Annotated in this window: 17 protein-coding genes; 2 read left to right on the top strand and 15 right to left on the bottom strand. The window is 70.0% G+C overall.

Features of this window, described 5'->3' with window-relative positions:
• Nucleotides 1–55 precede the first annotated feature (55 nt).
• Nucleotides 56–805, top strand: coding sequence for a type 1 glutamine amidotransferase (locus tag CCK91_RS04405; RefSeq protein WP_086473011.1), 750 nt, complete (start codon nt 56–58; stop codon nt 803–805).
• A gap of 90 nt (nt 806–895) precedes the next feature.
• Here CCK91_RS04405 and CCK91_RS19605 read toward each other — a convergent pair whose 3' ends face one another.
• The 5 genes from CCK91_RS19605 to hxlB form a co-directional block, all read right to left on the bottom strand.
• Complete coding sequence (locus tag CCK91_RS19605; RefSeq protein ID WP_162852292.1) at nt 896–1060, bottom strand: hypothetical protein; 165 nt, start codon at nt 1058–1060, stop codon at nt 896–898.
• Between the two features lie 351 nt (nt 1061–1411).
• Nucleotides 1412–1588, bottom strand: a complete 177-nt coding sequence (locus tag CCK91_RS19600) for a hypothetical protein (RefSeq protein WP_165766984.1) — start codon at nt 1586–1588, stop codon at nt 1412–1414.
• A 105-nt stretch (nt 1589–1693) separates the two neighbouring features.
• Nucleotides 1694–3229, bottom strand: coding sequence for a carboxylesterase/lipase family protein (locus tag CCK91_RS04395; RefSeq protein WP_086473009.1), 1536 nt, complete (start codon nt 3227–3229; stop codon nt 1694–1696).
• A gap of 269 nt (nt 3230–3498) precedes the next feature.
• Nucleotides 3499–4125, bottom strand: a complete 627-nt coding sequence (gene hxlA, locus CCK91_RS04390; RefSeq protein WP_085511986.1) for a 3-hexulose-6-phosphate synthase — start codon at nt 4123–4125, stop codon at nt 3499–3501.
• 69 nt (nt 4126–4194) lie between these two features.
• Entirely contained in the window at nt 4195–4806 is a 612-nt protein-coding gene (gene hxlB, locus CCK91_RS04385; protein ID WP_086473008.1) for a 6-phospho-3-hexuloisomerase, read from the bottom strand.
• Between the two features lie 101 nt (nt 4807–4907).
• On the opposite strand from hxlB, the gene CCK91_RS04380 reads away from it, so the two are divergent.
• Nucleotides 4908–6200 (top strand): LuxR C-terminal-related transcriptional regulator, encoded by a 1293-nt coding sequence (locus CCK91_RS04380; RefSeq protein WP_086473007.1) that lies wholly within the window; start codon nt 4908–4910, stop codon nt 6198–6200.
• Between the two features lie 23 nt (nt 6201–6223).
• Here the strand turns inward: CCK91_RS04380 and CCK91_RS04375 are convergent, their stop codons facing one another.
• The 10 genes from CCK91_RS04375 to CCK91_RS04330 form a co-directional block, all read right to left on the bottom strand.
• A complete protein-coding gene (locus CCK91_RS04375) occupies nt 6224–6637 on the bottom strand; it encodes a phage holin family protein (protein WP_086473006.1) in 414 nt (137 codons plus the stop codon).
• A gap of 63 nt (nt 6638–6700) precedes the next feature.
• Nucleotides 6701–7294 (bottom strand): short chain dehydrogenase, encoded by a 594-nt coding sequence (locus CCK91_RS04370; RefSeq protein WP_086473005.1) that lies wholly within the window; start codon nt 7292–7294, stop codon nt 6701–6703.
• A gap of 61 nt (nt 7295–7355) precedes the next feature.
• Entirely contained in the window at nt 7356–8219 is an 864-nt protein-coding gene (locus tag CCK91_RS04365) for an SDR family oxidoreductase (RefSeq protein WP_086473004.1), read from the bottom strand.
• Between the two features lie 81 nt (nt 8220–8300).
• Nucleotides 8301–8912, bottom strand: coding sequence for a DUF1349 domain-containing protein (locus CCK91_RS04360; protein WP_086473003.1), 612 nt, complete (start codon nt 8910–8912; stop codon nt 8301–8303).
• A 94-nt stretch (nt 8913–9006) separates the two neighbouring features.
• Entirely contained in the window at nt 9007–9663 is a 657-nt protein-coding gene (locus CCK91_RS04355; protein ID WP_086473002.1) for an IMPACT family protein, read from the bottom strand.
• 41 nt (nt 9664–9704) lie between these two features.
• On the bottom strand, nt 9705–10583 hold the full coding sequence (locus CCK91_RS04350) for a CPBP family intramembrane glutamic endopeptidase (RefSeq protein ID WP_086473001.1): 879 nt from the start codon (nt 10581–10583) through the stop codon (nt 9705–9707).
• Nucleotides 10584–10632: 49 nt separating this feature from the next.
• Nucleotides 10633–11334 (bottom strand): hypothetical protein, encoded by a 702-nt coding sequence (locus CCK91_RS04345; protein WP_086473000.1) that lies wholly within the window; start codon nt 11332–11334, stop codon nt 10633–10635.
• Entirely contained in the window at nt 11331–12293 is a 963-nt protein-coding gene (locus tag CCK91_RS04340) for a carbohydrate ABC transporter permease (RefSeq protein ID WP_207568180.1), read from the bottom strand. The genes CCK91_RS04345 and CCK91_RS04340 overlap by 4 nt, the downstream gene beginning before the upstream one ends.
• Nucleotides 12293–13201 carry a carbohydrate ABC transporter permease gene (locus CCK91_RS04335; protein WP_086472999.1) on the bottom strand — a complete coding sequence of 303 codons (909 nt, stop codon included), beginning with the start codon at nt 13199–13201 and terminating at the stop codon, nt 12293–12295. Before CCK91_RS04335 ends, CCK91_RS04340 begins: the two co-directional genes overlap by 1 nt.
• 95 nt (nt 13202–13296) lie before the next feature.
• The gene (locus CCK91_RS04330; RefSeq protein ID WP_086472998.1) at nt 13297–14565 is read right to left on the bottom strand and encodes an ABC transporter substrate-binding protein; all 1269 of its coding nucleotides are present in this window, start codon (nt 14563–14565) and stop codon (nt 13297–13299) included.
• Nucleotides 14566–14579 lie beyond the last annotated feature (14 nt).

Here is a 14579-nt window from a genome sequence, read left to right as displayed (position 1 = left end):
CCTCCGCGACCCGGCGGAGACCGGTCGCGCCGCCCCAGCGACCTGGAGGCCTCCGATGACCAGACCGCACGTCCTCGTCCTGCAGCACGTCCCTTGGGAGCGACCGGCGGTGCTCGGCGAGGTGCTGACGGCGTCGGGGATCGACTGGACGCTCGACACCATCGTCGAGCGCCGTGAGCTGCCGCCGGCGCGCGAGATCACCGGGTTCGACGGGCTCGTCCTCCTCGGCGGCCCGATGGGCGCGCTCGACGTGGAGGAGCACCCGGGTCTCGGTCTCGAAGCGCAGCTGGTGCGCGATGCGGCGGTGCTCGGCATCCCGGTGTTCGGGGTCTGTCTCGGGCATCAGCTCATCGCGACGGCCCTCGGAGCCACGCTCCACTCGGCGGCCGCGCATGAAGTGGGTGTCGGTGACGTCGAGCTCCTGACCGAGAGCGAGCTCGGCATGCGTGGCGAGCGCCTGCCGGTGCTGCACTGGCACGGCGACGTCGTCGAGGCTCCCTATGGAGCGACGGTCCTCGCGTCGACGCCGTCGACGCCGAACCAGGCGTTCCGGATCGAGGACCGGGTCTTCGCGACGCAGTTCCACCTCGAGGTCGACCCGCCGATGCTCGATCAGTGGCTCGCGGAGCCGGTCATGCTCCGCGACCTGCCGTTCGTGACGGGGACCGCCGAGGAGGCCGCCGACCGCCTGCGAGCCGAGGTCGCCGCGGCGGCGGGGCCGATGCGGGAGGCCGGCGAGCGGTTGTTCGGGGCCTTCGCCGACGCGGTGCTCCGGCGGACGAGCGTCGACCCGTCGCTGCGGTAGGACTCGGATCGTTCCCGGACGCACCACCCCGGACACAGCGAAGCGGCCGACCCCCGGAGGGACCGACCGCTTCGTGAACTCGAATTCGAGTTAGAGGGCCTTGCGACCCGTGATCGTCCTGATCAAGAACGCGATGATCGCGATCGCGAGCAGCACGAGGCCGACCCACAGCAGGAAGTTGAGGGACTGGACGAACCCACCGGTGATGGCGAGAACGATGGCAACGACGATGACGATGATGAGCAGGATGTTCATGGTGAAGCTCCTTTCGCAGAACTCCGTCCACCGTATGGGGGCCCGACCATTCCGTCCCGGGGGTTGACATCGCTCGAAGTCGTTCCGCTACGCGCGCGGAGCGCCCCCGCGTTGCACACCTCCGCCCTCCTGCGTTTCGGCTTGCGCCAGCGCGGTGCGCTGACGCGAGCGCGGGCCACACGCGTGAGCGCGGGTCTCCAGAGGGTCGCGCTCACGCGCGTGCGCCGCAGTCAGGCCTGATCCCAGGGGCTCGGACCAGCGCACCGCGCTGGCGCCGGTTCAGCACACCTCGGGCGGCAGCACCGCGCTGACCAGGGATTCCCGAGCTGCGGGTCGCCCCGGCGAGCTGCGCTAGAGGAGGCCCGGCTGGTCGGCGGGGTCGCCGTCACCTGGCTCGGAGCCCGGGTCGTCGACCGTCGGCGCCGCCATCGGATCGTCGCTCTCGGGAGCGTTGTCGGGCAGCGCTCGGGAGATCGCCTCCTGCGCGTCGCCGATCGGGTCGTCAATCTCGTCTCGTGGGTCGCTCATGCTCATTTCCTTTCCTCGTGTCCCGACGGTAACGCGGGACGCCTCACAGCCACACCCCCTGGCAGAACGACCCGGTTCGTCCTACGAGCCGAGTGCCCGGGCCCGTCAGACCGGTGTCGAGGCCGTCGTCGACGCCGCTTCCGCGAGTCGCTTCGCCGCTACGAGCACGCGTGCACTCGCGAAGGGCTCGACCGGCGGCGCTCCGGCCGCGTCGAACACCTCGATCCCGGAGGCGTCGCGGTCGGACCGCGACCAGCCCGGCGACCCGTCTCGGACGAACGCCACGACCGCGTCATGGATCCGATCCGCGAGTTGCTGCGGCGCGTGCGGGCCCGCCACCCGGGTGACGTCCGGGTCGTCGAGCACATCGAAGATGAACGGGACGTCGAGGCAGTGCTCCGCGATCCCGCTCACCGCCGAGCGCCACACGAAGTCGGAGACCCACGTCTCGGCGTCGTCCCGCAGCGCCAGCCAGCGGACGACGCGCTCCCGGAACATGACGTCGCTCACGAAGCGCCCCGCGACGAGTCCCGTGCGTTCGCCGGGCTGGGTCGCGACGTACGCCTCGGCGAGCGGCTCCGGCACGCCCATCAGTTCCAGGGCACGCGTCGGCGCCACGGCGTCGAAGTCGTCGAGTCGACCGGTGAAGAACCCGGCGAACTCCTCTCGGGTCGCACTGACGAGCAACGGCTTGTCCGCGCCTCGTCCCGCGATCATGCCGGCTTCGACGGTGTCGACGACCAACTCGCCGTCGACGACCGGGCCGAGGCCGAGGCGGCCGTTCATCGTCGTCATCCCGCGGAGCACGGACTCCGGGTCGGTCGCGCCGCCGGGGACGAGTTCGAAGCGCTGGGCCTCGATCAGCGTCGCCTCCGGGACGCTCGCGAAACCAGCCAGGGTCGCGGGCACCCCGAGATGCTCGGCGAGTCGCGCAGTCAGGGCCTGCGCCTCGTGGAGCGGGACGTCGCCGGGGACGCCGGACACGGACATCGCCCGGTGGAACAGGTGTTGCGCCGACGGGACCGTGAGCAGGGTCATGACGGACCCGCCGCCGGCGGACTGGCCGGCGATCGTCACGCGCTGCGGGTCGCCGCCGAAGGACGCGATGTTGTCGCGGACCCACTCGAGCGCGAGGATCCAGTCGAGGACGCCGCGGTTGGCGGGGGCGTCGGGCAGCCAGCCGAAGCCGTCGAAGCCGAGGCGGTAGGAGACGGAGACCGTGACGACGCCGTCGCGATTGAAGGCGCGGCCGTCGTACCAGGGGCTCGCGGGTGACCCGGCGATGAAGCCGCCGCCGTGGATCCAGACGAGGACGGGCAGACCGGCACTGTCTGCGGCGGGCGTCGGGTCGGGCGTGAAGACGTTGACGTTGAGCGTCGAGTCGCCGGGGATCGACGGTTCCGGGATCGTCGTGATCTCGGCCAGGGCCTTCCGCTGCGGTGTCGCGCCGTAGGCGGTCGCGTCGAGGAGTCCGTCCCAGGGCGCCTTGGGCTCGGGTGCCCGGAACCGTCTCGCTCCGGTCGGCGGCTCGGCGAACGGGATGCCGAGGAAGGCGACCGATCCATCGGCGCGGCGCGTCCCGCGGACCGTTCCCGAGGTCGTCTGTGCGATGGGTTGCTCTGGGCTGGAATCGGTCGTCATCGGCGGATCCTCCGGGTACTCGGCCGCGCGCTCATCCGACGAGCGTCGCGTGGTGATCCGCCCAGTATGCCGCGTCACGCCCGAAACCCGTCCGATGTTCGGGCTTCACCCAGCCGACCCACCCGTTGCGCCAGCGCGGTGCGCTGACCCGGGCGCGCCCCGGACACGTGAGCGCGGGTCTCTGGAGACCCGCGCTCACGTCCGATGCACCGCGCTCACGTCAGCGCACCGCGCTGGCCAACCCCACGGGTGCGGGGTTGGCGGGCGGGTTAGGCGACGATTGCCGCGCGGAGGGCTGCCGCGGAGGCCGCCGGGTCGTCGGCCGAGTAGATCGCACCGCCGGCGACGGCGACCTGTGCGCCCGCCTGCTGCACCGACGCGATCGTCGACACGTTCACGCCACCGGCGACCGAGAACGGCACGGCGGCCGCTTCACCGTCGGACAGGAGCGTCTGGAAGGTGAAGCCCTCCTCCGCCTGCTCGTCGAGACCGGCGTGCATTTCGACGAACGCGGCACCGAGAGCGGTGACCTCCTTCGCGCGCTGCACCTTGTCGGCGACCCCGATGAGGTCGACGACGACGGACTTGCCGTGCGCCTTCGCGGCCTTCACGGCGCCGACGATCGTGCTGTCACCGGCGGTCCCGAGGACGGTGACGATGTCCGCACCGGCGGAGAAGGCGATGTCGGCTTCGAGCTCGCCGGCGTCCATGGTCTTGAGGTCGGCGAACACGATCTTGTCGGGGTGGGCGTCCTTGATCGCGGTGACGGCACGCAGGCCCTCGCTTTTGATGAGGGGTGTGCCGAGCTCGAGGATGTCGACGTAGGGCGCGACCTTCCCGGCGAGTTCGAGGGCTGCCTCGGTGGTGAGGACGTCCATGGCTACTTGGAGCTTCATGTGGTGCTGCTTTCTGTCGTGATGGGATGCGTCCGACGTCCGCCGGGCGCGTGGGAAGGAAGCGGGCGACTACTCGAGGTTCGCGTGGCGCGGCCACAGCTCCTCGGCGCTGACGCCGTCGGACTGCCAGAGCGCATGGAAGAACGCATCGCCGAGCAGCATGACCGCCTGCTCGAAGAGGCTCCCCGAGTACTGCACGGAACGCGTGCCGCCGTGGTCGGTCTTCTGCGCGGCGGGGACGACGATCGTCTCGGCGGCCAGTTCTGCGAGCGGGGATGCGGGGTCGGTCGTGATGGCGACCACCTCGGCCCCGACGGAGACGGCCGTGTCCGCGGCACGGACCACACCCGTCGTCGTACCGGAGCCGCTGGCGACGAGCAGGACGTCACCCGAGCTGATGGCGGGCGTCGTCGTCTCGCCGACGACGTGCACGGTGAGCCCGAGGTGCATGAGTCGCATGGCGGTCATGCGGAGCGCGAGACCGGAACGACCGGCACCGGACACGAACACGCGGTCCGCCGTTCGCAGGCGGTCGAATGCGCCGGCGAATGGGGCCGGATCGGCCCCCAGCAGGCTCGACACGGTGCGATGCAGCTCGGCGTCGATCGCGGTGAGCGCTCCCTGGACCGTCGAGGTCGCAGACGTCACCGACGTGGATGGAGGGACGGTGGGGTTCGACATCCCTCCATCCTGGGTGTGATTGGGTAGGTACGCCGCCGCTCGCCCGAGCGGTTCCACCTACCCGAACGGGTGGGTGCGGGCCGATGGGATAGGGTGCGGACATGATCGAACGCCCTGTCACCTACCCGGTCGAGCTGCTCGACGGCCTGGCCTCCGTCGCATCCAGCTCGCTGCTCCGCATCGCCGGTGCGTTCCGGGAGGTCCTCGAGCCGGTCGTCACGCATTCCGCGCTCGTGATCTTCACCGAGGACTGCACCGGCCGCCCCCGGAAGAAGGCCGGCGACCCCGCGATCGTCGAGGGCGTCACGATCGCCGAGCTCGACGCGGTCCGACAGCGCACCCCGCGCGGCCCGGTCACCACGGCCACCCCTGATGCCGGACCATACGCCGACCGGCCGACGTCGGCGGTGATCGCGGGCGCGGAGCGTCCGATCGCGGCCTGGCTGGCCGACACCGGCGCCCTCCTCGTCCTGACCGACCCGCAGGGTCCGATCGACGACCGGCTCGTCGGCGCCCTGTGGGAGGTCGTCGCGGCGGGTATCCGCCAGCAGGTGGCGACGGCGGCCCCCGACTACCTCCGTGACTCGCGGGCGGCGTCGAGCGAGCGGGCCGGCGCGATCGCGGAGCTCACCGACGCCCATGCGACGACGCTGGAGTCGATCCTCGCGGTGACCCGGTCGCGGCAGACGTCGCCGGAGGACGCCCGGGCGGCAGTGACCGAGATCGCCTCGGCCGCGATGGTCGAGCTGCGGGCGGTGTCCGACCGCGACCGTCAGTTGGCCGAGGAACCGGTCGCGCGCGCCTTCGCCAGACTCCGCGAGGACCTCCGCCCGCTGGCCCGCTTCGGCGGTCCCGAGGTCCAGTTCATCGAGCCGCCCGTCGACGGTCGGGCTCTGCCCGGCGAGGTGGCGCACGCCGGACGGGCGATCGTCCGCGGCACGGTCCTCGCGCTCGTCGAGCAGTCGTCGGTCGGGCGGGTCCGCGTGCAGTGGGACTGCGACGGCAGCAACCTGCTCATCGGCATCCGCGACGACGGCCCCGGTGAGTTGACGGCCGACACCCCGAGCGTGCAGCAGCTCGGCGCTCGCGTCGCCGCCCTCCGTGGCAGTCTCGATGTCCAGGCGACGCCCGGGTGGGGTTCGGAACTGCACGTGACGCTTCCGCTCGACCCACCGCCCGCAGCCCAGACACGTTCCGACTCGGCGGCCGCCGCGCTGACCGAGCGCGAGTGGAGCGTCGCCGAGCTGGCCGCCGGTGGAGCACGGAACCGGGCGATCGCCGAGACCCTCACCATCAGCGAGAACACCGTGAAGTTCCACATCGCGAACGTCCTGCGGAAGCTCGGCGTCGCGAGCCGCGTCGAGCTGGCAGCCGCCTTGGCCGCCAGCCGCTGATCCCGTCCGGGCTGCGCCGCCGCCTACCGCTTCGAGCTCGTACGGCCCCGGTCACGATCCCGGTCGCCGAACCGTCGCGTGATGAGCGCCCAGCCGAGGATCCAGCTCCCGAGCGCCGTGACCAGCCACACCACCAGCGGTGCGAGCACCCAGGCCAGGACACCGCGGATGTGGAGGCCGCCGGGGAGGATCGACGCGACGAAGAGCGACACGAGTGTCGTCACGAGTCCGATGCCGCCGAGGATCGCCGAGGCGTACCGTCGCGCCAGGCGGAGGATGAAGGGCCCGAGGACGCCCTGCGCGATCGTGAAGACGACGACGGCGATGACGAAGCCCCCGAGGGACAGCCGGACGCCGGGGACGACCCAGTCGGCGACGAGCAGCCCGATGGCCGAGGACAGCAGACTGACGGCGATGCTCAGCAGGAAGCGGGTCATGCGCCGACCATAGCGCTGGGGCGTCGACCGCGTCGAGAGCACGACTGAGGGGATCGCGAGGGCTCAGTCCAGCGCGAGCACCCGCCCGGTGCCGACACCCTCCACCGCGCGCACGAAGGCGAGGCCGACCACGTCGGACGCGACGGGCGCGAAGCCCGGGAACGCGTCGTGATAGCCGGTGGCCTCGGCGAGAACGGTGGGGCTGACGGCGTTGATGCGGATGCCACGTGGGAGTTCCGGGGCGGCACCGATCACGAAGGACTCGACCGCTCCGTTGGCCATCGAGGCCGCAGCACCGGTCGCGATCGGCTCGCGGGCGAGGATGCCCGTCGTGAGTGTGAAGGAGCCGCCGTCGCGGACGAACGGCGTCCCGATCCGCACGACGTCGAGCTGGCTGAGCACCTTGCCGAGGAAGGCTGCGCGGTAGTCGTCGCGCGTCAACTCCCCCACGGGCTTGAACGGGACCGATCCGACGGCGACGATCACGGCGTCGACCTCGCCCACCTCCGCGAACAGCGCCTCGATCGACGCCTCGTCGGTGGTGTCGACGGCCGGCGCCGTCGAGCGCGACACCGCGATCACCTCGTGACGCTCCGCAAGGGCGTCCTGCGCCGCTCGCCCGACATGTCCACTGGCACCGATCACGAGGATTCTCATGCGGGCGACGCTACTCCCCCAACCGGTCGACCTGCGAGCCGATCGGTCCGTGCGCGACGGATCAGCCGTCCTGGCCGAGCAGCTGCGCGAGCGACAACGGTGGCCTCCCCGTGATCGACTCGACGTCGTGGGTCACGTCGGCCATCGCCCCGCTGGCGATCGAGGTGTAGGTCGACACCCAGGCGTCAACCTGCCAATCGGGTGCCGCCCAGACGCGCCGCGACTCGTACGCCTCCTCCACGGTCTCGTCGTGGAACCGCACCTCGCGCCCCTGCCGCGCGGCGACGATCGCCGCGATCTCGGAGAAGTCCAGTGCTTCGGGACCGGTCAGACCGTACGTGCGTCCCGCGTGAGCCGAAGGATCGGCGAGCACCGCGGCCGCGACCCGCGCCACGTCCCTGCGGGCGACGATGGCTGCGCGCCCGGCTCCGGCAGGACCGCGGATGACGCCGTCCTCGCCGACGAGCATCGGCATGAAGTCCGCGTAGAAGTTGTCGCGGAGGAACGTCCACACCATGCCCGACTCGCGGATGTGCTGCTCCGTCGCGAAGTGGTCACGGGCGAGGGTGAAGACGGCGTCCGGCGCCGCGCCGACGAACGAGGTGTACACCACCTGCTCCACGCCGGCCCGCGCCGCAGCGTCGACGAACGCCCGATGCTGGTCGAGGCGGTCCTCGCTCTCCGCACCGGACACCATGAACAGCACCCGCACCCCGGCGAGCGCACGGGCGGTCTCCTCGTCGTCCCGATAGGCGAACGGGACGACGACGGCACGGGGAAGATCCGGTGCGCGCGAGGGGGTCCTGGCGAGCAGTCGCTGCGACAGCCCGCGGTCGGCGAGGAGCGTCGAGACGTGTCCTCCGACCGCGCCGGTCGAGCCGGTGACGGCGAGCTCGGGCAGCGCTGGCGGGCCGTTGTGCGTCATGTTCTTTCCTCGTGTGTCGGGGCCGACTCGGGCGGACAGGGTCGTTCCACTGCTGTCGTCGGCGGTCTCGGGTGTTGCCGGCTAACTCCCGTCGCGGAGGTCCGTCGGCGGCTCGGTGCCGAAGGCGATCTCGTCGAACCGCGCCTCGCAGGGCGGGCCGAGCGGCGCCTGCGAGAGGAAACCGACCCGCACCGGGGCGTCGCTGTGCAGGCGGAAGACCCGGACGAAGTCCCAGGTGAGACCGTCCGTCGAGCTGTGGAACGCCCATGCCTCACCGAGACGGCTGACACGCATCCACACGTGGTCGGCTGAGACGTGCGTCGAGTTCACGTCGTCCGACCAGGTGTTCGTCACGACGCTCACCACCATCGCCTGCCCCTGTGGCGACTGCTCGAAGCAGAGCTTGGCCCAGTGGTCGTCGTCGATCCAGAGTGCGAGCGCACCGGCGTCGAAGGTGCTGCGCTCGCTCACGACCGCGACCCGCGCCGAGAGCGTGAAGTGTTCGGGTGCGTCGAAGGCGAGCGCCGTGGCACGCAACTCACGCGGCCCACCGAGCGAGCTGTTGCTCCAGTCGACGCCGGCGGCGGAGGTGAGGGTGAGCGCTCCGGTATCGGCGTCGGACGATGCGATTCCGGGGGTCGAGGTCCAGGCGAGGTCGGGAAGCCCGTCGATGCGGGTCACGTCGGTGTGCATGGTCCGACCCTATCGGGATCGCCCGTTCCCGTGAGTCGCCCGGATCTGCTCAGAATTTGGCCCATTCCGCGCACATCCGGGCGGCTCAGCGAAGTCAGCCGCCGGGGACGTCGACGACGCGCTCCTCCCCGACGACCACCGCGAGCGAACCGTTGGAGGCTGACGCCACGTCGGCCTGGAGCCGCTCCAGCTCGGCCGGCGGCGCCCACAGTTCCAGCTCCGCCTGCGCACCGTAGACCGGTTCTCCGAGGGTGGCGCCATGGGTGCCGGCCCAATCACGCAGCAGGTTGTCGTACCGCCCGGCGTCGGCGTGCGGGACGACGAGCGTTGCACGCGTCAGCGTCTCGCGACGCACGAGCGCGGCGAGGTCGAGCGTCTCCGAGGCCGCCGACGAGTACGCACGGACGAGCCCGCCGGCACCGAGCTTGACGCCGCCGAAGTACCGCGTGACGACGACGACCACGTCGGTCAGCTCGCGCCGCCGGATGACCTCGAGGATCGGCATCCCCGCCGTGCCGGACGGTTCACCGTCGTCGGACGAGCGGGCCTGGTCGCCGAGCAGCCCCGTGACCATGGCGACGCAGTGGTGTCGCGCGTCCCACGCCTGCTTCTTCACCCGCGCGATGACCGCTTCGGCCTCCTCCGGCGAGGCGACCGGGTGCGCCAGGCCGAGGAACCGAGACTTCTTGACCACGAGTTCGTGCTCGACCGGCGCGGCGATCGTCGCCGGGTACTGCCGCGCGGTGGTCATCCGTCCGAGCGTACTCGGCCGGTCGATGAGGCCCGTTCGACCTACGGCCGCAGCACGTCGTCGGCCGGGTGGGCCTGCACGTGCCCGCGGACGAAGATCAAGCCGATCACGGCCACGAGCATGATGAGCAGGTTGGCCGGACCGGCGATCGCCAGGAACACGCTCTGACCGGCGGCCGCTCCCGCGTGGTCGATCCCCCCGGTCGAGAGGAAGAGCGTCGGGTCGTAGAGTCCGTGGATCAGGATCGGCCAGATGAGGTTGCCGGTCACCCGGAGCGTCAGGTACATGCACACGCCGAATCCGAAGGTGTAGACGACGGTCACGAGCACGGTCACGAGCGGCTGGCCCGACAGGAGGTTGGAGGCGTGCAACAGGGCGAAGACCAGCGAGGAGATCACCATCACGATCCACTCCGAACTTCCGGCGTCGCGCAGCATCTTCACGACCAGTCCGCGGGTCAGGATCTCCTCGGCGAACCCGATGAACACCCCGGACAGCATCGCGACCACGACCACGGAACCCTCGTAGCTCCCGTAGTCGATGCCGAGCAACCGCAGGATGACCGCGGCGAGGATCACGATCGGAGCAGCCCACATCCACCAGCGCCCACGGATCGGCTGCTTCGCGAACAGTTCCCGGAACCAACCGACCGACAGGACGAACCCGGCCAGGACGAGGGAACCGACGATGAGCGGCAGCATGAGCCCGAAGAACACGCTCTGCGGGGTCGCGAAGACGTCCTCGCCCACCTGTGCGCCGAAGAGCTGCCCGACGACCCAGCCGGCTCCGAGGTACAGGGCGAGGTAGACGATGGCCAGCAGGAACGCCCGCCCGATGCCGCCCTTCGCCCAGAAGTCGTGCCATCCGCTGGTGGTGAGTGTCCGCTGACCGCTGTGTTCGTGACCTCTGTGCTCGCCCATGCGTCGATCCAACCACTCAACCGGCCCGGGCGTCGGACAATCCGGGTCGTCAGTCGGCGAGCGCTGCCGCGGCGTTGCTCCAGACCGCGTAGAGGACGAAGCCGCCGAGGGCGAGGAGCCCGAGCACCGGTTGCGCGAGGACGATGACCGCCCACGCGGCCAGGAGCACGAGCGAGAGGAGCGAGGTGCCTGGCCGACGCACGGTCCGGACGAGCCCGCCGAGCAGCTGGGCCCGGAACCGCAGGCCCGGAGCGGCCGCCAACCCGGCGAAGACGCCGAAGGCTGCGACGACCGCGAGCAGCAGCACGACGACGAGCAGCGGCCCGAGCAGCATCGCGAACGGCGTCCCCCACACGGCGACGATGTCGATCACGACGACGAAGGTGAGCGCGCACACGAGCGACCACACGGCGAGCGCCGGTCGCCACGTCCGCAGCAGGCCGATCCCGACCTCCCGCAGTGGCCCCGCATCGGCGGCGTCGCGCGACCGCTGGAACGACCAGCAACCGGCGGCGAAGGCGGGGCCGAGCGGGAGCGAGCACAGCAGCAGGAACGGCCAGCTCGCGAGCGGCTCGGCGACGAGGACGATCGCGGCCGCCAGCGGGAGCGCGCCGACCCCGACGCCGACGCCCACCATGAGGGATCGGTACACGACGCCGAACACCGACTCGAAGGTCTCCCGGCGCGGCTGCAGCAGCCCGCGCACGCCGCCGGCACGGCTGTCCGCCCGCCGCTCGGTCACCGCGCTCATCCCTTCATCCCGCTCGTCGCGATGCCCTGGATGAAGTAGCGCTGGCCGAGGAGGAAGATCAGCACGATCGGGATGACGGAGACGACGGACCCGGCCATGATGAGCGCGTATTCGGCGTCGTACTGCCCGACGAAGGAGCGCAGACCGAGCTGCACGGTCCAGAGGTCGTTGCTCGTCAGGTAGATGAACGGACCCATGTAGTCGTTCCAGGTGGAGACGAACGTCAGCAGCGCGAGGCTCGCGAGCGCCGGCTTCGTGAGCGGCAGGATGATCCGCCACCAGATCGCGTACTCGTTGAGGCCGTCGATGCGGGCTGCCTCGCTCAGTTCGTCGGGGATGGTCAGGTAGTACTGCCGCATGAGGAACACCCCGAAGGCGCCGAACGCCTGCAGCAGGATGATCGAGAGGTGCGTGTTCACGAGGCCGGCGTTCTGCATCATGATGTACTGCGGGATCATGTAGGCCTGCCACGGCACCGCGATCGTCGCGATGTAGGCGACGAACAGGACGTCACGTCCCTTGAAGTGCATCTTCGAGAAGCCGTAGGCGGCGAAGCTCCCGGTGAGCACCTGCAGGATCGTGATCGTGACCGACAGGAACAGCGAGTTCTTGAGGTAGGTCAGCATCGGGATGCGGGTCCAGATGTCCACGTAGTTCTGCCAGACGAACTCGGTGGGGATCCACTGGACGGGGATCGAGAACACCTCGTTGTTCTGCTTGAGCGACGACGAGACCATCCAGAAGAACGGGACGAAGATGATCGCGGTCAGCACGGTGAGCATCACGTAGATGAGCACGCGACGCAGCGGCGAGATCGGACCGTGGCGGCGCACCCGGGTGCGCTTGCCTCCAGCCCCGGGCAGCACGGGTGGGGTGATGGCGTCGGTGACCTCGGCGATCGCGACGTCCGCCGACGACGTGACCGTGGACGAGGCACGCGTGGTGGCGCTGGTCGACATCAGCGTTCCTTCCTCTGCTGCAGCTTGAACTGGACGACGGTGAAGACGAGCACGATGATGAACAGCACGAGCGAGATCGCCGAGGAGTAGCCGAAGCGGTTCTCGGTGATGCCCTCGCGGTAGATGAGCTGCGAGAGGACGAGCGTGGACCGGCCTGGCCCGCCTCCCGTCATGACGACGATGAGGTCGAACACCTTGAAACTCGCGATCGTCACCATGATGAGGACGAAGAAGGTCGTCGGACGCAGCGACGGGATCGTGATGTTCCAGAACCGTTGCCAGGCGTTCGCACCGTCGACCTCGGCGGCCTCGTAGTACTCCTGCGGGATCGCCTGGAGGCCCGCGAGGTAGAGCACCATGTAGTAGCCCATGTCGCGCCACACGCTCGTGATGATCACGGCCGGCATCGCCCACGCGGAGCTCGTCGTCCAGCCGGGCGGGTCGGCGACACCGATGAGCTCGAGGAACTGGTTGATCGGGCCGGCGGTGGGGTTGAAGAGCATGTTCCACACGACGGCGACGGCGACGAGCGAGGTGATGTACGGGAAGAACATCGCGGTGCGGAAGAAGCCGAGGCCGCGGAGCTTGCGGTTGAGGAGCAGTGCCAGGCCGAGCGACGCGAGGATCGTGAGCGGGATGTGCCCGGCCGCGTAATAGGCGGTGTTGCCGAGCGCGATCCAGAAGGACTCGTCACGCATCATGCGGGCGAAGTTCGCGAACCCGACCCACTCGGGCGGCGAGTACGAGTCCCACTTCATGAACGCGATGACGAACGCCGCGCACATCGGGATGAGGGTCAGGAGCGCGAAGCCGATGAAGTTCGGCAGGATGAAGCTCCAACCGACGAGCGCATTCCTGCGGACGCGGCTGCTGGAGCGGGTGCGTTGCGGTGGGGCTGCGATCGCCATGACGAGCCTTTCGAGGACGGTGGTGCGGGGTCGGTGGGGACGCGCCGGGCGGACGCGGGGTCGCGGGGCCGGGCGTGCCGGCCCCGCGATCGCGGCTAGTCGACGAGGACGTCGTTCTTGACGCGGTCCTGCATCTTCGTGATGGCGTCGTCGACGTCCGACTCACCGACCATGATGAGGTCGTGCTCCTCGTCGAGGATCGAGCTGACGTCGGAGGAGTACTCGCTCACGGGCATCTCGAGGACGACGTCCTTCGGCTCCTGGAACGCCTTGACCGAGAGGTCGTCGGTCGGGAGGGCCGTGAACGCCGCGGTGACGTCGTCGGACTGGTACGCGGGGACGACACCGATCGCGGCGATCGCCTTGGCGCCCGCCTCGCTCGCGGCGAACTCGAGGAAGGTCTTCGCCGCAGCCTGGTGCGTGGAGTTCTTGTTGACGGCGAACGCGGTCGGCGAACCGAAGGTCACCGTCTCCTCACCGGCCTTGAGCTGCGGCATCTGCGCGACACCCCAGTCGACGTCGGTCGCGCCCGTCTCGATGGACTGCGCGATGCCCGCGATGTACCAGGTGCCCATCGGCATCATCGCGGCCTTGCCGGTCTCGAACATGGTGCGGTAGCTGATCTGCTGGGTCTTGGCCGTGCCGTAGTCGAGCGCGTAGCCCTTGTCCTGCAGGTCGAGGGTGAGGTCGTACTGGTCCTGCATGAAGCCGTAGTCGCCGCTGATCAGGTCGCCGCCGGTCTGGGCTGCGGCGATCGACTGGACGACGGAGCGCCAGTAGTGGTTGTACGTGCCGTAGACCTTGGAGTCGCCGTCGCCCGAGGTGAGCTTCGCCGCGATGTCCGCGTACTCGTCCCAGGTGAGGTTGTCGGGGTGGTCGATGCCTGCTGCATCGAAGATGGCCTTGTTGTAGTACAGCAGCCAGAAATCTTGCCGGTACGGCGCCGCGTAGTAGGTGTCGTCGAGCTCGAACGGCTCGATCCCCGCGAGCTTGTCCGCGCCGATGTCGTCGACGACGTCGCCCACGTCCACGAGCTGGCCACGGTTCGCGTAGCGCGCGTAGTCGGTCACGTTCTTCATGGTGAGGACGTCGGTCTTGTCGCCGCCCGCGAGCATCGTCGTGACCTTGTCGGAGTAGTCGTCGGCGAGGATGTCGACGGGCTCGATCGTGATGTCGGGGTGCTCGGCTTCGAAGGCGTCGAAGAGCGCCTTGAACTCGGGCGTCTGGTCGTAGTTCCAGACGGAGACGCTGAGCGTGACGGGGCCGTCCTCGTCCTGCTGGGCGGAGCCTGCACCCGAGCAGCCGGTGAGGGCGAGGCCGGCTGCTGCGGCGATCGCGGAGATGGTCAGGATGGGTCGCTTCATTGCGGATGCTCCTC

Source organism: Plantibacter elymi (nom. nud.) (genome assembly GCF_900177795.1).
GTDB lineage: Bacteria > Actinomycetota > Actinomycetes > Actinomycetales > Microbacteriaceae > Plantibacter > Plantibacter elymi.
This window is presented reverse-complemented; position numbering and strand designations above follow the sequence as displayed.